The 21834-nt window shown below is 33.8% G+C and carries 21 protein-coding genes; 19 read left to right on the forward strand and 2 right to left on the reverse strand.

What is annotated here, in order from left to right:
• The first annotated feature begins 179 nt into the window (after nucleotides 1–179).
• Both SHYC_RS07105 and SHYC_RS07110 read left to right on the forward strand, forming a co-directional pair.
• A complete protein-coding gene (locus SHYC_RS07105) occupies nucleotides 180–3650 on the forward strand; it encodes a dynamin family protein (protein ID WP_039645750.1) in 3471 nt (1156 codons plus the stop codon).
• Nucleotides 3643–4527 carry a 5'-3' exonuclease gene (locus SHYC_RS07110; protein ID WP_039645753.1) on the forward strand — a complete coding sequence of 295 codons (885 nt, stop codon included), beginning with the start codon at nucleotides 3643–3645 and terminating at the stop codon, nucleotides 4525–4527. Before SHYC_RS07105 ends, SHYC_RS07110 begins: the two co-directional genes overlap by 8 nt.
• A gap of 172 nt (nucleotides 4528–4699) precedes the next feature.
• Here SHYC_RS07110 and SHYC_RS07115 read toward each other — a convergent pair whose 3' ends face one another.
• Both SHYC_RS07115 and SHYC_RS07120 read right to left on the reverse strand, forming a co-directional pair.
• Nucleotides 4700–5116 (reverse strand): ribonuclease HI family protein, encoded by a 417-nt coding sequence (locus SHYC_RS07115; RefSeq protein WP_039645755.1) that lies wholly within the window; start codon nucleotides 5114–5116, stop codon nucleotides 4700–4702.
• Between the two features lie 524 nt (nucleotides 5117–5640).
• On the reverse strand, nucleotides 5641–6345 hold the full coding sequence (locus SHYC_RS07120) for a queuosine precursor transporter (RefSeq protein ID WP_039645757.1): 705 nt from the start codon (nucleotides 6343–6345) through the stop codon (nucleotides 5641–5643).
• 284 nt (nucleotides 6346–6629) lie between these two features.
• Here SHYC_RS07120 and SHYC_RS07125 point away from each other — a divergent pair, with 284 nt between their 5' ends.
• The 17 genes from SHYC_RS07125 to SHYC_RS07205 all read left to right on the forward strand — a co-directional run bounded on the left by SHYC_RS07125 (nucleotide 6630) and on the right by SHYC_RS07205 (nucleotide 21829).
• A complete protein-coding gene (locus SHYC_RS07125; protein ID WP_407696131.1) occupies nucleotides 6630–6821 on the forward strand; it encodes a zinc-finger domain-containing protein in 192 nt (63 codons plus the stop codon).
• Between the two features lie 11 nt (nucleotides 6822–6832).
• A complete protein-coding gene (locus SHYC_RS07130; protein WP_039645761.1) occupies nucleotides 6833–7948 on the forward strand; it encodes a virulence factor in 1116 nt (371 codons plus the stop codon).
• 15 nt (nucleotides 7949–7963) lie between these two features.
• The gene (gene brxA, locus SHYC_RS07135) at nucleotides 7964–8404 is read left to right on the forward strand and encodes a bacilliredoxin BrxA (protein ID WP_039645763.1); all 441 of its coding nucleotides are present in this window, start codon (nucleotides 7964–7966) and stop codon (nucleotides 8402–8404) included.
• 143 nt (nucleotides 8405–8547) lie between these two features.
• Nucleotides 8548–9501 (forward strand): thymidylate synthase, encoded by a 954-nt coding sequence (locus SHYC_RS07140; protein WP_039645765.1) that lies wholly within the window; start codon nucleotides 8548–8550, stop codon nucleotides 9499–9501.
• A gap of 72 nt (nucleotides 9502–9573) precedes the next feature.
• A complete protein-coding gene (locus SHYC_RS07145; RefSeq protein ID WP_039645767.1) occupies nucleotides 9574–10050 on the forward strand; it encodes a dihydrofolate reductase in 477 nt (158 codons plus the stop codon).
• 17 nt (nucleotides 10051–10067) lie between these two features.
• On the forward strand, nucleotides 10068–10916 hold the full coding sequence (locus tag SHYC_RS07150; RefSeq protein ID WP_039645769.1) for a DegV family protein: 849 nt from the start codon (nucleotides 10068–10070) through the stop codon (nucleotides 10914–10916).
• Nucleotides 10917–10930: 14 nt separating this feature from the next.
• Nucleotides 10931–11458, forward strand: coding sequence for a peptide-methionine (S)-S-oxide reductase MsrA (gene msrA, locus SHYC_RS07155; protein WP_039645771.1), 528 nt, complete (start codon nucleotides 10931–10933; stop codon nucleotides 11456–11458).
• On the forward strand, nucleotides 11451–11879 hold the full coding sequence (gene msrB / locus SHYC_RS07160; protein WP_039645773.1) for a peptide-methionine (R)-S-oxide reductase MsrB: 429 nt from the start codon (nucleotides 11451–11453) through the stop codon (nucleotides 11877–11879). Before msrA ends, msrB begins: the two co-directional genes overlap by 8 nt.
• Before the next feature lie 13 nt (nucleotides 11880–11892).
• Entirely contained in the window at nucleotides 11893–12393 is a 501-nt protein-coding gene (locus SHYC_RS07165) for a PTS sugar transporter subunit IIA (protein WP_039645775.1), read from the forward strand.
• Nucleotides 12393–12614, forward strand: coding sequence for a YozE family protein (locus SHYC_RS07170; RefSeq protein WP_039645778.1), 222 nt, complete (start codon nucleotides 12393–12395; stop codon nucleotides 12612–12614). The genes SHYC_RS07165 and SHYC_RS07170 overlap by 1 nt, the downstream gene beginning before the upstream one ends.
• Before the next feature lie 166 nt (nucleotides 12615–12780).
• Nucleotides 12781–14223 (forward strand): S41 family peptidase, encoded by a 1443-nt coding sequence (locus tag SHYC_RS07175; protein ID WP_039645780.1) that lies wholly within the window; start codon nucleotides 12781–12783, stop codon nucleotides 14221–14223.
• Nucleotides 14220–14729, forward strand: coding sequence for a GNAT family N-acetyltransferase (locus SHYC_RS07180; protein WP_039645782.1), 510 nt, complete (start codon nucleotides 14220–14222; stop codon nucleotides 14727–14729). Before SHYC_RS07175 ends, SHYC_RS07180 begins: the two co-directional genes overlap by 4 nt.
• Nucleotides 14730–14738: 9 nt before the next feature.
• Complete coding sequence (locus tag SHYC_RS07185; protein ID WP_039645784.1) at nucleotides 14739–15812, forward strand: undecaprenyldiphospho-muramoylpentapeptide beta-N-acetylglucosaminyltransferase; 1074 nt, start codon at nucleotides 14739–14741, stop codon at nucleotides 15810–15812.
• 12 nt (nucleotides 15813–15824) lie between these two features.
• Entirely contained in the window at nucleotides 15825–16439 is a 615-nt protein-coding gene (locus SHYC_RS07190; RefSeq protein WP_039645786.1) for a phosphatase PAP2 family protein, read from the forward strand.
• 464 nt (nucleotides 16440–16903) lie between these two features.
• Nucleotides 16904–17581 (forward strand): response regulator transcription factor, encoded by a 678-nt coding sequence (locus SHYC_RS07195; RefSeq protein ID WP_039645788.1) that lies wholly within the window; start codon nucleotides 16904–16906, stop codon nucleotides 17579–17581.
• The gene (locus SHYC_RS07200; protein ID WP_039645790.1) at nucleotides 17578–18948 is read left to right on the forward strand and encodes a HAMP domain-containing sensor histidine kinase; all 1371 of its coding nucleotides are present in this window, start codon (nucleotides 17578–17580) and stop codon (nucleotides 18946–18948) included. The genes SHYC_RS07195 and SHYC_RS07200 overlap by 4 nt, the downstream gene beginning before the upstream one ends.
• Before the next feature lie 91 nt (nucleotides 18949–19039).
• Nucleotides 19040–21829, forward strand: coding sequence for a 2-oxoglutarate dehydrogenase E1 component (locus SHYC_RS07205; RefSeq protein ID WP_039645792.1), 2790 nt, complete (start codon nucleotides 19040–19042; stop codon nucleotides 21827–21829).
• Nucleotides 21830–21834: the final 5 nt, after the last annotated feature.

Below are 21834 nucleotides of genomic sequence, written 5' to 3' on the forward strand. Positions count from 1 at the left end.
ATGAGTGTTTCGCTCAAGCCTTCAAATTCATGCGTAAATGAACTTTGAAGGCTTATTCGTTATAAAAAACGTCAGAAAAAATGAAAGTGAGTTAGATTTTCAAATCGTGTTGTTGGTTTTTTTTAATACGTCACCTATAATACAATCATATAGAACGATTTAAACAAGGGGAGTTTATCATGCATAACCAAGCACACTTGGATATTTTATATAAATTAAAAAAAGAAGTGGAAAAATCAAACCACACTTCATTTATTCATACAATCAATCAAATCATAAAAAAAGTATATTTAGAACATTATACGATGACATTTGTAGGTCATTTTTCAGCAGGTAAATCAACAGTCATCAATCGGTTAATCGGACAAGATATTTTACCAAGTTCTCCTGTACCTACGACTAGCAACACGGCTTTATTAACCATCTCTGATGAAGAGGGGATTACTGCTAACATTGAAGGCCAAAAATATACTAATTTGAATTCATACGATGAAGTTAAACAAATGAATCGCGAAAACTACAATGTGGAGTCAATCGATATACGTTTTAAATCCCATCAATTTCAAAAAGGATTCACTTTTCAAGATACTCCTGGAGTAGATTCAAATGTGCAAACACACAGTGCAAGTACCGAAAGCTTTTTATACACGAGTAATATGGTTTTTTATACAGTTGATTATAATCATGTTCAGTCGGCTTTAAACTTTCAATTTATGAAACGGCTCAATCATGCTCACATTCCCGTTGTATTCATAATTAATCAAATTGATAAGCATCAAGATTCAGAAATTTCTTTTGAAACATTTAAAAAGCGTGTAGAGGATTCAATTAAAGAGTGGAATATTCAATTAGAAGCAACGTTTTACATTACAAAATTTTCACATAAAGAAAATCAATTCGAGGCATTAAAAGCATTTATCCACAAGCAAGATAAAGAAAGAGAATCCATTAATGATTACGTAGATCGCATGGTTCATTTTATTACACAACATCAATCCAACTATCTCGATCAAAAAATGAACGAGATATTAGCGCAATTAAACATCGAAGCTAGAGGATTTGACGATGCATATGCGTCATTTTTACAAAATCAAGCGGTTCATGAAGAATCAAAGTTGCTAAGTAACACAACAGCTTTAAAAACCGATCTGACAAAAAAACGCAAACATATTATAGACAATGCCTATGTAATGACACATGAGATGCGTGAACACATACGGCAATATTTAGAAAGCTTAGCAAAAGACTTTAAAGTAAGTGGATGGTTTAATAAGTCAAGAAAATTAGAAGAAACACAGCAAACGCGTTTAAATTTATTAATGACGGCACTTCAAAGTAAAGTCACTCAAGAAATAGCAAAACCTATGCGTGAAGATATGGCTTATTTGACGCGCTTTATCCATGATCAAGAATTAAATGCCTTAATCCTAAATCAAAAATTTGAAATTCCAACAGAACTTGTTTCCAATTTATATCAGACACAAATTCAAATCAGCAATCAATATGTACTTACATTTTCAGAAAATTTAATGAAACATATTCGACAATATATTTTAAAAGCAAGCGAAACATTAGACGCGCGTATCGTCAATGCTATTGAAATCACCGACGAAACTACTGAAACTGCTGAAAACACTAGCGATGCCCGTTATTTTGAACAATATATACAACTTCGCGACTTAAAAACATCTTTAAACACTAAAAACTACCAGCATTATTACATTCACCTAGATGATTCTCTTGACAAATTAATAGACCGTACTTTAATCACTTATGAACCGAAACCATTCACTAACGTGGATTCTGTTGAGAAAGTGCATCAAGGTTACAATACAAATCAAGTAGAATCCAATCGCGATAAAATTGAAACAGCTTTACATTTATTACAAGATATACCGTTATTTCAATCAACCAAAAATAATATCAACCAAACCTTGAAACGCATCGACCGACAATTGATTAAAATTGGCGTATTCGGAACATTTAGTGCTGGTAAAAGTAGTTTAATCAATGCTTTATTAGGAGATTCCTATTTAGTCAGTTCTCCAAATCCAACAACTGCTGCAACTACTGAAATTACATACGGAAGTCAAAATTCAATTACATTCAAATCACCATCAACATTGCTAGCAGAAATTAATGATGTTTCAGAAGTTGCTGGATATTCATTCCAATCCATTGAGGATTTTCTAAAAAGTGATACATCAAAGCTAAAATTAAAAATTGACAAAAATCGACTCGCTTTTATTCATGCAATAGAACAAAATTATGATTTATATTTACAATTAACAAAAGATAGCTTATCAATGGCCATTCCTAAAGAAGACATTAAGAAATGGAGTGCAGAAGATCAATTTGCAACATTTGTAAGCACTGTCCAGTTACAATTGCCTATAGAATGGTTGAAAGATAAAATCATTGTTGATTCATTAGGGCTCCATTCGAATAACCAACGCCATACAAATGAAACTGAAAAAATTTTAACAACGTCTGATCTCATCATTTACGTGAGTTACTTCAATCATTCATTTACCGATAATGATAAGGCGTTTATTCAACATATGAAAGATATGAATCAATTAATGGAACATCAAGCATTTAAGATGGTCGTTAATGCTACAGATTTGGCAGAATCTGATGAAGATTATCATGCTGTTATGACATACGTGCAGAATGCTTTAAACGAGGTCGGCATGACACCTGAATTATTTGGCGTTTCAAGTCGCAATGCGTTAAAAGATGGTGATAAAGGGATTAACAAATTAAAATCACGCATTGATCAGTTTGCTCAAGTTGAATCAAAAGAAGTGCTAACGTCACAAATGAAACACCAACTCGATTATATGTGTGACGCTTTAAAAACAATGGTTCATGATGAAGAAGATAATCACACTAAGGTCGCTGAACAACATGCACACCTTAAATTATTAAGAACGCCACATGTTTTTGATTCACACTTGTTAATCACCACACAACAACAAGCAAAAAATGAAATTTCTGATCAACTTTATCATTTGCGTGAACGCCTTAACATTCAATTATTAGACGAAATTAAATCCGTTTTTAATGGACAAATGACAAATACAGATGATTTTAAACAAGAAAAAACTATAGCATCCAAACGCTATTTAGATCAAATACATCAAAGATTGTACTTAGAACAAACTTTAATTGTTGAACGACTCAAACGATGTTTTGCGAATCATTTTGAACATCAATTAATTCCAACTTTAAAGGCGCTACAAGAACGACATGTCTTATTACAACCCAAATTATCGTTCGATTTAAAGCAACTCGAAACACCTTATTTAAAAATTGATTTAGAACCATTTGTACAAGCATTACCTAAATTATTTTCGAAAAAACGACTACTTCAAGCACAAGGCCAAAAAGAAATACATGAGTCCATTAAAGTGCTAACACTCCAACTTCTAGATACACCTTTAAAGGACTTACATCAAGCATTAGATGAATGCCTACAAGTATTAATAAATCAAGGGAATGCTCTTTTAAAAAATTTAGAATCTGAAGCTCAAAATGAAATCGATCGCGTATTATCATACCGTATTGATAATAATCTAATTGATACAATTAAGCATATTTTACCAACACTAGAAAATACTTTAGAAATTGAGGATACACATGAGTAAACAAATATTATTAATCGATGGCATGGCACTATTATTTAGACATTTTTATGCAACAAGCGTCCATAAGCAATTCATGCTAACATCGCATGGAATGCCCACAAACGGAACGCAAGGCTTTGTACGTCATATTTTCACAGCAATAAAACAGTCAAACCCTACACATGTAGCAGTATGTTGGGATATGGGAAAAGCAACCTTTAGAAATGAAATCTTTGAAGGATATAAACAAAATCGTACGGAACCACCAGAAGCTTTGATTCCACAATTTGAGCATGTAAAACAAATTTCTGAAGCTTTAGGTTTCCATAATATTGGTGTTTCTAATTATGAAGCAGATGATGTTATGGGAACTATCGCCAATTTTTACCAAACTTCACCTGATACACGAGTTACAATCGTTACTGGTGATCGAGATTTACTACAATGCGCAACACAAAACGTTGAAATTTGGTTAATTAAAAAAGGGTTTACTGAATATGTAAAAGTCGATGAAGAAACATTTATTAATCAATATGGTTTACAACCAAAACAATTAATTGATATTAAAGCATTTATGGGAGATAGTGCAGATGGTTATCCTGGCGTTAAAGGTATCGGAGAAAAAACAGCAATTAAGTTAATTCAAGCGTATCATTCTGTCGAAGGTGTATTAGAAAATATGCATACGCTTTCGCCAGGTCAACAAAAGAAAATCCACACACACTTAGACGATTTAAAATTATCTAAGCAGTTAGCACGTATAGAAGATAACATTCCATTAAATTTTGAATCGCTTGAACAACTCATGACGTATGAACATAATCTTATGCATGCTTTACAAGTATGTGAAACGCATGAATTACGAGTTTCTCATCGTTATTTAAAATCTCTTCATTAAATACAACACAATAGCGCATAGCTTTATTACGATATAACAAGCCTTCAAAATTCATTCAACCCTGAATTTTGAAGGCTTGTTATGTTTCGTTTTATCTAGAGTCCTTGCATAAACCATCGAATCTTGTTCGCACTTTGATTGATTAAAAATAGAAAATAATAAACCACAGTGATTATTCAATCAACATGTTAGTGATGTTTTTTGTATATTCATAAAGCTTCGTTTGAGCTAACATGTTAGCTTCTTTATTTTGTTCTCTAGGAACCCATTTTACAAAACAAAGGTTAAAACGATTGGAAAGTGATACGTATGTATCTAAATAGGGCTTATACCTCTTATTTTTAACAAATTCACGATTCACTGCATCTTCTATGAGTTTTGAATCTGTATGTATCAACGCATTGGTGACACTCAGTTGTTCAGCTTTTGTTAAAGCCAATAATAAAGCTTCCCACTCAGCCTCATGGTTTTCTTTTTCACCAATGATATCTGCATATTGATAACGCTGGTTATTTTCTACAATAACAACACCGTAAGTACTTAATCCTGGATTGCCTTTAGATGCAGCATCAAAATATATTTTTGCCATATGAACACCTCAACATCATAGTAACACGAAGTTAAAAAAAGGGGGACATAGCAGCCCTGTTATTTAAAAATAAACCAACAAAATTCTTCATACATGAACTTTGTTGGCTATTATCTATCTATATTAATAATTTTAATTTGAGTGTTGGACCCTGATATAAATTGTGATTGATCCCTTAGTCGAGACTTCTGAGGCATTATGCCGAAACCGAAAATCCATTTTGAGCACAGAAGTTCAAGTCTATTGGCTTTTACAATATATAAGGCAGTAGCTGACTGGATTGCGTATGCGCTTAGAAAGCTTTCCGTAACTTACGCAGACCACCTATTCACCCATGTTCATAGGTGTAATGAAGGCGTAACACATTGCATGTCTAACGTCTTGATGTACCGGTGGGCATTACTACAAAATCAAGTAGATTTCTGTAATGCTACCTAGTTAAGATAAAGTACCTAGAAAAGCGAGGCACTAGGACAAAAATTGAATGATTTATGTCCTGGCACCCAAAATTTTGACCTGTTCATTTACTCTGTATGAAAAGGTTTGATTTTACCTTTACGAAATAACCATTTCGCCCAATACCCAAATGGAACGTTAAAAATTGTAGCTACCAACTTAAGGACGTATGTCGTTACAAAAATCTCAAATACAACATCATTAGGTAAGGGACCACCTAGAAAGGCGATAACAACAAAAATACCCGTATCTATTATTGAACTCAACATCGTACTGCCATAGGCTCGTATAAAAAACGTTCGATCTGAGCTGAAAATACGCTTAATACAACTAAAGATAAAAACGTCAATGTATTGTCCTACAACATATGCAATAACAGATGCTATAGCGATACGAGGCACCAATCCAAAAATAGTATCTAATGCACCTTGCGCAATATCCTCTGAGCTCGGCTGAAAACTTAATGAGATTTGCATCAAAATAATCAGAATTAAAGTTGAAAAAAAGCCCATCCAAACCGCTCGTTTTGCTACTTTTCGACCATATATATCATTAAGAATGTCTGTTGCTAAATAAATTGAAGCAAACATCACATTGCCTAACGTGGCTGATATCGTGAAAATATCTACTGTTTTGATAACTTGAATATTTGCAATGATTGTTCCTATCGCAACCCATACGATCAATCCTTGTGGACCAAACAATCGGAACATCACAATTAAAAGCAAAAATGTTGTTAAAAATGCAGCAAGACCTAACCATTCATTAAACATGAAATTCCTCCTAAATTTTGATAATGCGGGTGTTTAGAAACCGCTTCTTTATCATTAACTACTGATTTTAAACTTATATGATTATCTTTTACCAATGTATACATGATAACAATTTAATCAATCTCAACTTAATAATAATAATTAAAATAAATAAAAATATCAATAGCCCCGATAAAAGTTTTACTTATGTGCACTAAATCGTAGGTTTGAGAAATTTAATTGTTTCATTGAAAACATGATACATGTTACGATAATGATTACTGTGTGTGCTATTTTAAGGAGTGATATATGTGTTGACAGAAACAAAAAAACGTGCCGTTTCAAAAATCGACCAGTTGATGAACCAGTATTGTGACCAATGTATGATTAAAACACATATTAGACAATCACAAAATAAAACTCGGGCACATCATTTTTGTATCAAAGAGTGCTCAGTTGGTAAACAAATCCAACAACTAGGCAATGAATTACAATAGGGGGACATCATATGGAAATTGTAAAAATTGAACCTACACCGAGTCCAAATACAATGAAAATCATATTGTCTCAAAAAAGAGAAGACAATAAATCCAACACGTATACTGAAATCAAAAAAGAACAACCTGCTTTTATAAACCAACTTTTAGAAATTCAAGATGTAAAGTCTATATTTCACGTATTAGACTTTATATCTGTAGACAAAGTTTCAAAAGCGGATTGGGAAAATGTATTACCAAAAATTACTGAATCATTATCCAATGAAAGTATAGCTCCCCAACAAGTTGAAGAACCAGATATTCATTTTGGTGAAGTCACAGTAGAAATTTTAAAATTCAAAAACATTCCATATCAGATTAAATTAACCTCTGGTAACGAAGAGTTACGTCATCAATTATCTGATGATTTTATACAAGCAATGACTTCTGCCCAAAAGCCGAATGATAACGTGGTATTTATGCGAAATTGGGAATCACTAGGTGTACGCTTTGGAGACATGGATGAAATTATGACACATGTCGAGGCAGAAATAAACGCACTATATCCTCTTGATATACTTCGCAGTCTTGTTCAAAAAGCACAAGAAAGTAATATCACGGTACCGCAAAAAGCGTACAAACGTGTTACACTAGACACATATCGACATACACAAGATTGGAAAGAACGATTACGTATGTTGAAGGCATTCCCAAAGCCTACTGTTAAAGACTATTCACTTTTAAATGTAGCACTCCACGAAGAAAAAGTACCGTTACGACGTGAAGCTGTTGTGTTATTAAGTATGATAGAAGACAAAGCAACTTTACCATACTTATATAAGGGTTTAAATGATACAAATCCAGCTGTGAGACGTACTGCTGGTGACGCTCTAAGTGATTTAGGCTACAAAGAAGCACTGCCTGAAATGGAAAAAGCACTATCTGACCCTCAAAAAATCGTTCGTTGGCGCGCTGCAATGTTTCTTTTTGATGAAGGTGGATATGACCAGTTAAAGGCGCTTAAAGCGCATCAAAACGATGAAGCTTACGAAGTTAAATTGCAAATTGAAATGGCTATTACCCGTATTGAAAACGGTGAAGCAGCACTCGGATCAGTATGGAAACAAATAGCAAATCGAAATAAATAGGGAGATGTTATAAAAATGAATGCTTATGATGCATATATGCAAGAACTTGCCGCTCAAATGCGAGCCGAACTCACTCAAAATGGTTTTAAAAGTTTAGAAAGTGACAATGATGTTGAACAATATATGAATCAAGTTGAAGATGACGCTACAACTTTCGTTGTCATTAATTCTACGTGTGGATGTGCAGCCGGTTTAGCGCGACCTGCAGCTGTAGCAGTTGCTGAACAAAATGATAAAAAGCCAACACATAAAGTGACTGTATTTGCAGGACAAGATAAAGCAGCAACAGCAAAAATGCGAGAATATATACAACAAGTTCCGTCAAGTCCATCTTTTGCGTTATTTAAAGGTAGTCAACTTGTTCACTTTATTCCACGTGAACATATTGAAGGTCGCGATATTAATGACATCGCAATGGATATTAAAGATGCCTTTGATACGCATTGTGAACACTAAACCTAACATTCAATCTTAAGAGAAATATTGTAAGTTAGAAAAAGAGAGATGTGGCATTCAAAATGTGAGCCATATCTCCCTTTTTAATTTATAATAAGTATTAAATAATTTATTATAGTACTAAAGAAAAAGAGGTGACGCCCATGAATCCGTTTGATCATGCTTATCATCAACTATGTAAAGAAGTATTAAAAGTTGGGGAATCAAAAGATGACCGAACTCAAACTGGAACAATCTCAAAGTTTGGTCATCAATTACGATTCGATTTAAATAAAGGCTTTCCTTTACTCACTACGAAAAAAGTATCATTCAAACTCATTGCTACAGAATTAATTTGGTTTATTAGAGGCGATACGAATTTAAGGTATTTATTGCAATATAATAATAATATTTGGAATGAATGGGCTTTTGAAAAATATGTACAATCAAATGATTATACAGGTCCAGATATGACAAATTTCGGTCATCGTGCCATCCAAGACCTTGATTTTAATCAAGTATACCAGGAAGAAATGTCAAAATTTAAAACACTTATATTAAATGACGATGATTTTATGCGTAAACATGGTGATCTAGGAAATGTTTATGGCAAACAATGGAGAGACTGGGTGGGGCCTGATGGTCAACACATTGATCAATTATCACAATTAATTGATAACATTAAATCAAATCCCGATTCAAGACGCCACATCATTAGTGCATGGAACCCTGCAGAAATTGATACAATGGCGTTACCACCTTGTCATACACTATTTCAATTTTATGTTCAAGATAACAAATTAAGTTGTCAATTATATCAAAGAAGTGCTGATATTTTTCTTGGGGTGCCTTTTAACATTGCGAGTTATAGCTTACTTACACATTTAATCGCAAAAGAATGTGGTTTGGATGTAGGAGAATTCATTCATACTTTTGGTGATGCGCATATTTACAGTAATCATATTGATGCTGTGGAAACACAACTTGCACGAACAAGTTATGACCCACCAAGTCTTAAAATCAACACAGATAAATCTATTTTTGATTTAGAATATGAAGATTTGGAAATAATAAATTATGAATCTCATCCCATCATAAAAGCACCAATTGCTGTATAATTAGTACAACACCATATTTTAAACTGAATTTCATACACACATAAAAATTTAGAATAACTAGGAGTGAGTCTTATGACGTTATCCATTTTAGTTGCACATGATAAAAACAGAGGTATTGGCTATAATAATCAATTGCCTTGGCACTTACCCAATGATTTAAAACATGTCAAAAAATTATCAACTGGAAATACGTTAGTGATGGGACGTGCGACTTTTGATTCTATCGGTAAGGCCTTGCCAAACCGTAAAAATGTTGTTTTAACACGTAATAAAGCGTTTAAAGCAGACGGTGTTGAAGTGATTCATGATATTAAAGATATAGATAAATTAGAAGGTCATGTTTTTATATTTGGTGGCCAGACATTATTTGAAAAGTTCATCGATAAAGTGGATGATATGTATATCACCGTTATCGATGACACATTTCAAGCTGACACTTACTTCCCCCCATATTCATTTGAAGACTGGGAAGTGGCATCAGCAATTGAGGGCGAAATTGACGAAAAAAATAAATACCCACATACTTTTCTACATTTAGTTAGAAAGTAATCACGGAGGTTTAATCAATGCAACGTATATTAGTAACAGATTCAACATCAGATTTAAATCCAAGTTTTTTAGAACAGCATAATGTTCATATCGTACCATTAAGTGTAACCGTAAATGGTAAGTCTTATGTTGATCAAGAGGAGATCTCATCAGAAACATACACAGATTATTTAGAAGACGACAACAATGATTTAAAAACAAGCCAACCCCCTTTAGGGAGATTTGTTGAAACTTATGAAGATTTAACTAAGGATGGCGCAGAAGTGATTAGTATTCATTTATCATCTGGCCTTAGCGGAACTTATCAAACTGCCGTACAAGCAAGCGAAATGGTAGATGGAAAAGTGACTGTGATTGATTCGAAATCCATCACTTATGGGTTAGGATATCAAATTCAACACATTATTCAATGGATTGAAGAAGGCCTAGCAACAGAAACAATTGTTGAAAAAGTGCATCAACTACAAAAAAACATTAAGCTCTATGTCGTTATCGGTAAATTAGATCGCTTAATTAAAGGTGGCCGTATTAGCAAGGCGAAAGGTATGCTCGGAAACTTGATGAAAATCAAACCTGTCGGCGTTTTAATTGATGGCAATTTAGAAATTATCCATAGCTCTAGAACACAAGGAGCATGTGCCAAATATTTAGCTAAAGATTTAGCAACATTTTTAGGTAATGATAAAATTAAATCTGCGGCAATTGTACATGCCAATGCAAATGACTTTTTAGACAAAGTTAAAGACAAAATTGAAGAAACTTTTGATTTTTCAAATTTTGATACGAACTTTACAACACCGATTATTTCAACGCACACTGGTACAGGCGCAATTGGTGTCGTTGTTTTAAAAGAAAAGAACTCATAAAAGGGCGTGATAGTATGGCGTTAGCTACTTTTGCTGGTGGCTGCTTCTGGTGCCTAGTAAAACCATTTGATTCTTACGAGGGAGTCGAATCTGTTATTTCAGGATATAGTGGCGGTCACGTTGAAAATCCAACGTATGAAGCTGTTTGTTCTGATACAACAGGTCATGTTGAAGCAGTTCAAATTGAATATGATCCAAATCAAATTAGCTATTCACAAATGTTAGATATTTATTTCAAAACATTTGACCCTACTGATAATAATGGACAATTTTTTGATCGTGGAGATCATTATCGTCCAGTCATTTTTTATCATAATGACGAACAAAAAGCGTTAGCTTTAGCTAAAATACAAGCTTTAAACGCTGCTAAAATCTTTGACAAGCCTGTCAACACACCTGTAGAACCGTATAAAAACTTTTATCCAGCTGAAGCATACCACCAAAATTATTATCAGAAAAACCCGTTACATTATGCACAATATCAGCTCGGTTCAGGTCGTAAAGCATTTATAGATCGACATTGGAGTGATCACAATGATTAAAAAAGATAAAAAAGATCTAACTGACTTAGAATATTTAGTGACACAGCAAGATGGTACTGAGCCACCTTTTGACAATGAATATTGGAACCATTATGAAAAAGGCATTTATGTAGATAAAATTTCAGGAAAACCATTATTTACTTCAAATGATAAATTTGAATCAAGTTGTGGTTGGCCGAGTTTTTCCAAAGCAATTAATGACGAGGATATTATAGAACTTGTCGACAAATCCTTTGGAATGGTTCGTACTGAGGTCCGTTCAGAAGAAAGCAATAGCCACCTCGGACATGTTTTTAATGATGGCCCTCGTGAACGTGGTGGATTACGCTATTGTATCAATTCTGCAGCCATTCAATTTATTCCTTTCCATAAATTAGAAGAACTTGGATATGGAGATTTAATCAAGCATTTTGAACAATAAAGGAGCGATTACTATGTTTAAAAAATTATTCAGCAAAGGAAATGAAGCGAGTAAAGATATTGAAATTTACGCGCCAATTACAGGGGATTATGTGAAAATTAATGACATTCCTGATCCTGTCTTCGCACAAAAAATGATGGGAGAAGGGTTTGGTGTTAAACCAACAGAAGGTATCGTGGTATCACCTATTTCAGGTGTTGTAGATAATGTTTTCCCTACGAAGCATGCCATTGGTCTTAAAGCGGACAATGGTCTTGAAGTTTTAGTTCATATCGGATTAGATACAGTACAACTCAACGGTGAAGGTTTTAAAACATTCGTTGAAAGTGGTGATCATGTAAAAGTAGGCGATAAATTAGTAGAATTTGACATCGATTATATTGATCAAAACGCAAAATCCACGATTTCACCTGTGATTATAACAAACACAGATCAAACAGAAACGATTTCAATCCTGCCACAAACAACTTTGACTAAAGGCGAGTCAAAAGTCGTTGATGTCACGGTGAAATAATGAAAGATGCCTCTTTTTATCATTTTCTCCTCACAGTGAGAGGTCGTCCTAACGAAGAAGGAACTTTTGCAGAAATGGTGTACGATGATTTAGATTTCCCTAAACAAACGTCTGACTTCAATAAATTGTCTAATTATATTGAAACAGAAGGAAACTACACACTTTCCATGTCCATATTTGATACATTATTTGAGGAGTATCAAGAATGGCGTCGCTTTTAACAATCAAATTTATGCTATTTTAATATAAGTTTTAATGCAAATACAACGTATACATTATTATGACATTAAGTCTATATTCGGGAGTGAGGCGTAGAAATCAAATCCATATGCGTTTGATTTCAGGCTCACTCTTTTTATTTTACATATTTAAAGAAAGGGTGTTACAATGTGGCCTCGTAAAAAGCAACACAATGAAAAAAACAAAAAGTATGTGCCATTATCTCAATTCATCATTGGTATAATTTTAACGATGATATTGACTACAATTGTCATTATAGGCAGTATTTATTTGTGGCATCTTAATGAAAAAAACAAACAAATCTCAAATAATAGTGATAAATTAACACAAGTTTATGAAGTGCTTGCAAAAGATTATTATAAATCACCAAATAAAGATAAATTATTACAAAATGCGATTAATGGTATGACAAAAGGGTTAAATGACCCATATACCGAATATATTCCAAAAGATAAATCTAAAGCCTTTAATGAAGATGTCACTGGAGATTTTGTCGGTATAGGGGCTGAAATGCAACAAAAAGGGAATCAAATCATTATCACAAGCCCTATGAAAGGTTCCCCAGCTGAAAAAGCCGGTCTTAAGCCTAAAGATATTTTAAAAGCTGTCGATGGCAAATCCATAAAAGGTAAAAATTTAAATGACATCATTCCAAAAATCCGGGGCGAAAAAGGCACCCAAGTTACGTTAACAATTGAAAGAGGTAACACATCAAAAGATTTTACTGTTAAGAGAGATACCATTCATGTTAAAAGTGTTGAAGTAGAAACTAAAGGAAATGTTACTGTATTTAAAGTGAACAAATTTCAAGAAGGTACTGCAAATGAATTGAAAACAGCGGTTCAAAAATCTCAAGAAGCAGGTCATAAAAACATAGTGATTGATTTAAGGAATAATCCTGGTGGTCTATTAGATGAAGCGATTAAAATGTCTAACATCTTTTTGGATAAAGGCAAAACTGTACTATATTTAGAGAAAGGCAAGCAACAAGAAGCTGTTCAAACACCAAACAAGCCTCTTGCACACGCCTCTGAATTAAACGTATCCGTCCTTGTGAATGAAGGTTCTGCAAGTGCATCAGAAATATTTACAGGTGCTATGAAAGATCATAAAATTGCTAAAACATATGGTAGCAAAACCTTTGGAAAAGGGATTGTACAGACTACTAGGGAGTTTGACGACGGATCTATATTAAAATTTACGGAGATGAAGTGGCTTACACCGAACAAAACGTTCATTCATGGTAAAGGTATTCAGCCTGATATTGATATTAAAGGCGCACCATTCGAAACATTAACTGTCATCCCATCTGATAAAGTGTTTAAAGAAGGCGATAACGATAAGCATGTTAAATCCATTAAAATAGGGTTGAATGCTTTAGGATATCAAATTGATACATCAGATACCAACTTTGATAGTAGTCTTAGAGCAGCTGTCATTCAATTTCAAGAGGCACATCAATTAAAAACTACTGGTGAATTTGATAAACAAACGAACCATAAATTCACCCAATTACTCGTTGAGAAAGCAACAAAAGAAGATCCAGTATTAGAAAAAACGATTAAACAGATTAAGGAGCAATTGAAATGATAAGACGCGCTACTTTTGATGATATTGATACAATTGTTAATTTAACCGAAGATGCCAAAATCTTAATGGAAAAAGATGAAAATCCACAATGGGACCATCGTTATCCGTTAAAAACACATTTTGAGACTGATATAAAAACCAACAATATGTTTGTCGTTGATGAAGAAGATGTCATTAAAGGGTTTATCGTAATCGATCAAAAAGTGCCCGATTGGTATGAAAATATAAATTGGCCTATTGATATTTCAAATACGTATGTTATTCATCGTTTAGTAGCTTCGACAAAATATAAAGGTGTCGCACAACAATTGTTTGACTTTGCATTTGACATCGCTAATTCTCACAGCGTGCATGTATTACTCACAGATACATTTTCGCTCAACGTACGTGCACAACGATTGTTTGAAAAGAATGGATTCATTAAAACAGGTGAAATGACAAGTAATGAATTCCCTTTTGACAAAGGAAAACCGTTTTTCGCATACTATAAAAATTTGAATGAATAGAGGGTTAATATGGTTAAAATTGCATTTACTGGTGGCGGTACGGTCGGTCATGTCTCAGTTAATTTAAGTCTAATTCCGACCGCTGAACAATATGGACACGAGACAATTTATATTGGTTCACATCATGGTATTGAACGTGAAATGATCACCTCTCAATTGCCATCAACACCTTATTTCGCGATTTCAAGTGGTAAATTGAGACGGTATATATCTTTAGAAAATGCTAAGGATATATTTAAAGTGATAAAAGGAATTGGCGATGCACGTCGTATTTTAAAGAAAGAAAAACCAGATATTTTATTTTCTAAAGGGGGATTTGTCTCTGTTCCAGTTGTTTTGGCTGCTAAAAGTCTTAATATCCCTACCATCATACATGAGTCAGATTTAACACCTGGGCTCGCGAATAAAATCAGTATGAGGTTTGCAAAAAAATTATATGTTACTTTTGAAGAAACATTAAAATATGTCCCGAAAGATAAAGCCGATTTTGTAGGCGCGACGATACGCGAAGATTTAAAACATGGTAATGCCAAACGTGGCTATGCGCTTACGGGATTCAGTGATAAGAAAAAAGTACTCCTTGTTATGGGAGGAAGCATGGGAAGTTTAAAAATAAACGAAGCGATTCGTCGACAATTAAAAGCCTTGCTTAAAACATATCAGATTGTACATTTAACTGGCAAAAATTTAAAAGATGATACGATAAATCAAGAAGGGTATATTCAATATGAGTTTTTGAAAGATGACCTCACTGATGTTTTGGCCATTACTGATACAGTTATATCTAGAGCCGGTTCTAATGCCATCTATGAATTTTTAACTTTAAAAATACCGATGCTTTTAATACCTTTAGGCCTTGATCAATCTCGTGGCGATCAAATTGATAATGCTAAATATTTTGAAAAGCAAGGTTATGCTACGATGTTAGACGAATCAGAACTTTCAATTGAAACACTATACCCTGAACTTTCTAAAATAGAAAATACGCGCCAACAAATTATACAAAATATGAGTGCTTTTACTGAAAGTTTAACGAAAGATGCTTTACTTCATAAAATTATAGATGATGCAACATCAAAATAAAGGGGGGATAACGTGAATCATTGGAAAAGAATTTCGCTACTTATTGTTTTTACACTCATATTTGCAGTGATTGCAATGTTCCATGAGTCGAGACTTGGCAAATGGATTGATAATGAAGTTTATGAATTTATCTATTCATCTGAAAGTTTTATTTCTACTTCAATTTTCTTTGGGGCGACTCAAATTGGAGAAGTATGGGCAATGATGTGTTTATCTTTATTAATGATTGCATTATTAATGTTTTATAAATACAAAATTGAGGCATTATTTTTCGCCTTGACAATGATTATTTCTGGGGCAACGAACCCAATCTTAAAAAATATTTTTGATAGAGAAAGACCAACCATTTTAAGACTCATCGACATCACAGGTTTTAGCTTTCCAAGTGGACATGCAATGGGTTCAACCGCCTTTTTTGGAAGTTTAATATATATTTGCCGTAGAATTTTAAAGGGTAAATCTAAAATGGTGATCATGTCTTTATGCGCACTTATGATTTTACTCATTTCTACATCTCGCGTGTATTTAGGCGTGCACTATCCAACAGATATTATTGCTGGTATCATCGGTGGATTATTCTGTATCGTATTAACACAAATCATCCTACGTAAGCCACTGAAGATATAGCATTACATGTAAGCTTTAATGTCATTTAATATAATAAATATATTCCAATCTCGATATAGCCTTCAAAAATCATTTTACGATGAACTTTTGAAGGCTATATATATACATAAATATAATGGTTGAATTAGCTTGAACTACATGATAACGAATATTATACTCAACCGAAAATCTTTTAGAAGTTAACTTTTTTGATACAAAAAGGAGCTACTACACATAAGTGTAGCAGCTTAAATTTAACGTTTAATCAAAACGACTATTTTTTTATACGGGCATATAAAAGGGGATAGTACTTGAAAATGCCTCAATCAAAAAGAACGAATTGTAGTGGGGGGTCGTTACGATTGAGAATCATTTTCAATTACATTATACCTTATTGAGAATGATTGTCAATTAAAATCTCGTATTTTTCTTAAAAAACTTTTATCTGGGCTCGTTTTGAAATATGATAGATGTGAGGTGGCATAATGAAAAAGGTACTTATAATAGAAGACGAACAAAACTTAGCACGTTTTATAGAATTGGAATTAAAACATGAAAATTATGAGGTTGACATCACGTATGATGGTTTATCTGGGCTAAATAAAGCATTACAACAAAATTACGATGTTATTTTATTAGATTTAATGCTCCCTGAGATGGATGGGCTCGAAGTATGTAAACGAATTCGTACTCAAAAAGATACTCCTGTCATCATGATTACAGCGAAAGGCGAGATATATGATAAAGTAACTGGTTTAGATATCGGAGCAGATGATTACATTGTAAAACCATTTGAAATCGAGGAATTGCTAGCTCGAATGCGTGTATTAGTGAGACGCTATTCAGAAGATAATCAAACTAATCCTGACATCATTAATATTGATGGTTTAATCATTGATAAACATGGATTTAGTGTTTCATATGATACACAAAATATAGAACTTACAAAAACAGAATTTGATTTATTGCTCGTTTTAGCTGAAAACAGAAATCACGTTTTACATCGTGAACAAATTTTAGATCATGTATGGGGTTATGAGTCTGCTGTAGAAACAAACGTAGTTGATGTATATATTCGTTATTTAAGAAATAAACTAAAACCGATTGGCAAACAAAAATTAATCGAAACAGTTAGAGGCGTAGGATACGTGATAAGAAAATGAAACAATCAACGCTTAAAACAAAATGGACGCTTGTAACAACAATCATTACTTTTTTAATTATTTTTATTTTTTGCTTACTTATTATCTATGCAATTAGTAGTTTATTAAAACAAAATGAACTTGAAAAAGCAGAGCGCAGTGTAGATGACATTTATAATTTATTAGAAACTAAGCCTATACAAAGGATTACAACAGTGGAATTTAATGCAGTAACAAACAGTTATCAAAAAGTTGTGCTGCATGACCACTATCATCGCAAAATTTTTGAAAATTCTAGCACATCTACTATAAAATTCACACCTGAATTCCATGCTTTTGACTCTCGTCATATTAATATTATTAAAAATAATGAAGGGTCATTTATCATCATTAGCACCCCTGTTGATACACCTTATTTTAAAGGATATGTAACTGTCATTCATTCACTAGAAGTTTATGATGATTTATTAACATTTATCGCTTATTTGGCCTTAATTTTTGGTTTGATTGCACTTTTCGTCACAGCCATTATTAGTTATATTTTCTCATCCCAAATTACCAAACCCATTAATATCATAACAGAAAGAATGACTCAAATTCGACGTGATGGGTTTCAAGAGAAATTAGCTGTGCCTACGAATTATGAAGAAACTGACGCCCTTATTGATACGTTCAACAGTATGATGTTAAAACTTGAAGACTCATTTAACCAACAGCGTCAATTTGTAGAAGATGCATCTCACGAGTTGAGAACACCACTTCAAATTATTCAAGGACATTTAAGTTTAATTAAACGTTGGGGCAAAAAAGACCCTGATATTTTAGAAGAATCATTGTCGATTTCAATAGAAGAAATGAATCGTATTTCAAAATTAGTTGAAGAATTACTGTTACTTACTAAAAATGATATGCGACAAGCAGACCATCAAATTGAAAAAGTGGACATTAATGAAGAAATCAAAACACGCATACGTGCGATTCGTAAAATACATGATGCTTACACTTTTACTTTTAATACAAACCAAGATTTCATCTATTTAAATATTAACGCGTTTCACTTCGAACAAATATTGTTGATCTTTTTTGATAATGCAATTAAGTACGACACGATTAATAAAAAAATTGACATTTCCACACGTTTTATAAACAACCAGGTTTTAATTGACATTACTGATCACGGGACTGGGATCCCAAAAGAGGATATTAATTACATCTTTGACCGATTCTATCGCGTTGATAAGTCTAGATCACGTCATCAAGGTGGGAATGGATTAGGTTTATCGATTGCAGAAAAACTTGTAAAGCAATATCATGGCCGTATTTCAGTAAAAAGTGACGTGGGTAAATTTACAACTTTTACAATCCATTTTGATGCTGGTCAAAACTAGAAATTGCACGGTTTTTTTGCCTTTAAATGTTCACAAATTAATGCTATGATTGTCCTGTAAGCGTTTTTATTTATACAGTGGAGGGTGGATTATGAAGAACGATAAACAGGTGACTGAGGCACCTGTAAACTTCGGAGCGAATCTAGGATTAATGTTAGAACTCTATGATCAGTTTTTAGAAGATCCAAGTTCAGTCACTGAAGATTTACAAGTGCTCTTTAGCACAATCAAAGATGGCGATGCAACAGTATCACAGAAGTCAAATCAAACAAGCTCAGGAGATAGCACGATTAAACGTGTTATGAGGTTGATTGATAACATCAGGCAATATGGGCATTTACAAGCAGATATTTATCCTGTAAATAAGCCTGAACGTAAACATTTACCTAAATTAACGATTGAAGATTTTGATTTAGATAAACAAACGCTCGAAGGTATATCTGCCGACATCGTATCAGAACATTTTAAAGATATTTATGATAATGCCTATGAGGCAATTTTAAGAATGGAGCAACGATACAAAGGACCTATTGCGTTCGAATATACACATATTAATAACAATAGAGAACGTGTTTGGTTAAAACGTCGTATAGAAACTCCATACAAAGCAAATCTCAACACTGAAGAGAAAAAAGCATTATTTAACCAACTTGCTCATGTTGAAGGTTTTGAAAAATATTTGCATAAGAATTTCGTCGGTGCAAAACGCTTTTCTATTGAAGGTGTAGATGCATTGGTGCCAATGTTATCACGCACGATTAAACGTGCATCTGAAGAAAACATCTCGAACATTCAAATTGGGATGGCACATCGAGGTCGTTTAAATGTATTAACACATATTCTTAAAAAGCCATATAGTATGATGCTTTCTGAATTTATGCATACAGATGCAATGAAATTTTTACCAGAAGATGGTAGCTTAAATTTAACTTCAGGTTGGACAAGTGATGTGAAATATCACCTAGGCGGTGTTAAAACGATACATGACCACGGGCAAAAACAACGCATCGTTTTAGCTAATAATCCGAGTCATTTAGAAGTCGTAGCGCCTGTTGTGACTGGCCGAACGCGTGCATCCCAAGATAACGCAAACCAATCAGGCCATATCGAAACAGACTTTAATAAAGGTATGCCAATTATTATACATGGTGACGCTGCTTATCCAGGGCAAGGCGTTAACTTTGAAACAATGAACCTTGGAAGTTTGGAAGGTTATACGACAGGTGGCACGCTACACATCATTACAAATAACCGTATCGGCTTCACAACTGATCCAATTGATGGCCGTTCTACCACATACGCTACAGATGTTGCTAAAGGTTACGATGTTCCGATTATGCATGTGAATGCGGATGATGTTGAAGCTACAATAGAGGCAATCGACATCGCAATGGAATTCCGAAAAACGTTTAATAAAGACGTGGTTATCGACTTAGTCGGTTACCGTCGCTATGGCCATAACGAAATGGATGAACCTTCACTTACCAATCCATTGCCTTATAAACACATTAGAAAGCATGATACTGTCGATGTAATATATGGTCATAAACTTATAGACGAAGGCATTATAACAAAAGATGAAATGAATACAGTCATTTCTAATGTTCAAAAAGAAATGCGTGAGGCACATGATGCGATAGATAAAAACGATAAAAATAATAATACAGATATGAATATTCCAGAAGGCATCTCTAAACCTTTAGAAAGTAATGAGAGTGCACTTTCATTTGAACGCTTAAAAGAAATCAATGATGCAATGTTGACTTACCCAGAAGGATTTAACGTATTTAAAAAGTTAAATCGTATACTAGAACAACGTCGTAACGCATTTGATAATGAAGAAGGTCTTGTAGATTGGGCACACGCTGAACAACTTGCTTTTGCTACAGTTATGCAAGAAGGTACACCGATACGTATGACTGGACAAGATAGCGAACGTGGTACATTTAGTCATCGACACGCTGTATTACATGATCAAGAAAATGGTAATGTATTCGTTCCTCTTCAACATGTACCGAATCAAAAAGCGACATTCGACATCCACAATTCACCTTTATCTGAAGCAGCTGTAGTTGGGTTTGAATATGGATACAATGTGGAAAATCCTTCATCATTTAACATTTGGGAAGCCCAATTTGGTGATTTCTCTAACATGGCCCAAATGTATTTTGATAACTTTATCTTCTCAGGAAATGCAAAATGGGGTGAGCGCTCTGGTCTTACTTTCTTTTTACCACATGCATTTGAGGGGCAAGGTCCTGAACATTCATCAGCACGATTAGAACGTTTCTTACAACTTGCTGCTGAAAATAATATGACAGTATGTAACTTATCAAGCTCTAGTAATTACTTCCACTTATTGCGCGCACAAGCAGCAAGCTTAAATACTGATGCAATGAGACCATTGGTGATTATGTCACCTAAAGGCTTATTACGAAATAAAACTGTAGCGAAGCCGATATCAGAGTTTACTCAAGGTGGGTTTGAACCAATCTTAGTAGAAGATTATGATGCCTCTAAAGTGAAAAAAGTCATTTTAGCAACAGGTAAGGTGTTTATAGACCTTAAAGAGCGTCTTCAAAAAGAACCTAACCCAGAAATTTTATTAGTCGCAATTGAGCGCCTTTATCCTTTCCCAGAAGAGGAAGTGATGCAAATCTTAAATTCACTTCATGGCATCACAACCATGACATGGGTTCAAGAAGAACCGCAAAACCAAGGGGCTTGGCATTATGTTTATCCGATTCTTTCACGCATTCTTGATAAAGATATTGCCCTTCAATACGAAGGTCGTAAACATCGTGCAGCACCATCTGAAGGTGATGGAGAAATACACAAACTCGTTCAAAATATCATTATTGAAAAAAGTTTAAATATCTAGGGGGC

The sequence above is a fragment of the Staphylococcus hyicus genome (assembly GCF_000816085.1).
GTDB lineage: Bacteria > Bacillota > Bacilli > Staphylococcales > Staphylococcaceae > Staphylococcus > Staphylococcus hyicus.

Coding starts and splice junctions, on each gene's coding strand:
- SHYC_RS07180 (WP_039645782.1), top strand. CDS start 14,220: ATGATAAGACGCGCTACTTTTGATGATATTGATACAATTGTTAATTTA.
- SHYC_RS07170 (WP_039645778.1), top strand. CDS start 12,393: ATGAAAGATGCCTCTTTTTATCATTTTCTCCTCACAGTGAGAGGTCGT.
- SHYC_RS07150 (WP_039645769.1), top strand. CDS start 10,068: ATGCAACGTATATTAGTAACAGATTCAACATCAGATTTAAATCCAAGT.
- SHYC_RS07130 (WP_039645761.1), top strand. CDS start 6,833: ATGGAAATTGTAAAAATTGAACCTACACCGAGTCCAAATACAATGAAA.
- SHYC_RS07185 (WP_039645784.1), top strand. CDS start 14,739: ATGGTTAAAATTGCATTTACTGGTGGCGGTACGGTCGGTCATGTCTCA.
- SHYC_RS07175 (WP_039645780.1), top strand. CDS start 12,781: ATGTGGCCTCGTAAAAAGCAACACAATGAAAAAAACAAAAAGTATGTG.
- SHYC_RS07205 (WP_039645792.1), top strand. CDS start 19,040: ATGAAGAACGATAAACAGGTGACTGAGGCACCTGTAAACTTCGGAGCG.
- SHYC_RS07195 (WP_039645788.1), top strand. CDS start 16,904: ATGAAAAAGGTACTTATAATAGAAGACGAACAAAACTTAGCACGTTTT.
- brxA (WP_039645763.1), top strand. CDS start 7,964: ATGAATGCTTATGATGCATATATGCAAGAACTTGCCGCTCAAATGCGA.
- SHYC_RS07200 (WP_039645790.1), top strand. CDS start 17,578: ATGAAACAATCAACGCTTAAAACAAAATGGACGCTTGTAACAACAATC.
- msrA (WP_039645771.1), top strand. CDS start 10,931: ATGGCGTTAGCTACTTTTGCTGGTGGCTGCTTCTGGTGCCTAGTAAAA.
- SHYC_RS07110 (WP_039645753.1), top strand. CDS start 3,643: ATGAGTAAACAAATATTATTAATCGATGGCATGGCACTATTATTTAGA.
- SHYC_RS07120 (WP_039645757.1), bottom strand. CDS start 6,345: ATGTTTAATGAATGGTTAGGTCTTGCTGCATTTTTAACAACATTTTTG.
- SHYC_RS07140 (WP_039645765.1), top strand. CDS start 8,548: ATGAATCCGTTTGATCATGCTTATCATCAACTATGTAAAGAAGTATTA.
- SHYC_RS07115 (WP_039645755.1), bottom strand. CDS start 5,116: ATGGCAAAAATATATTTTGATGCTGCATCTAAAGGCAATCCAGGATTA.
- SHYC_RS07105 (WP_039645750.1), top strand. CDS start 180: ATGCATAACCAAGCACACTTGGATATTTTATATAAATTAAAAAAAGAA.
- msrB (WP_039645773.1), top strand. CDS start 11,451: ATGATTAAAAAAGATAAAAAAGATCTAACTGACTTAGAATATTTAGTG.
- SHYC_RS07165 (WP_039645775.1), top strand. CDS start 11,893: ATGTTTAAAAAATTATTCAGCAAAGGAAATGAAGCGAGTAAAGATATT.
- SHYC_RS07145 (WP_039645767.1), top strand. CDS start 9,574: ATGACGTTATCCATTTTAGTTGCACATGATAAAAACAGAGGTATTGGC.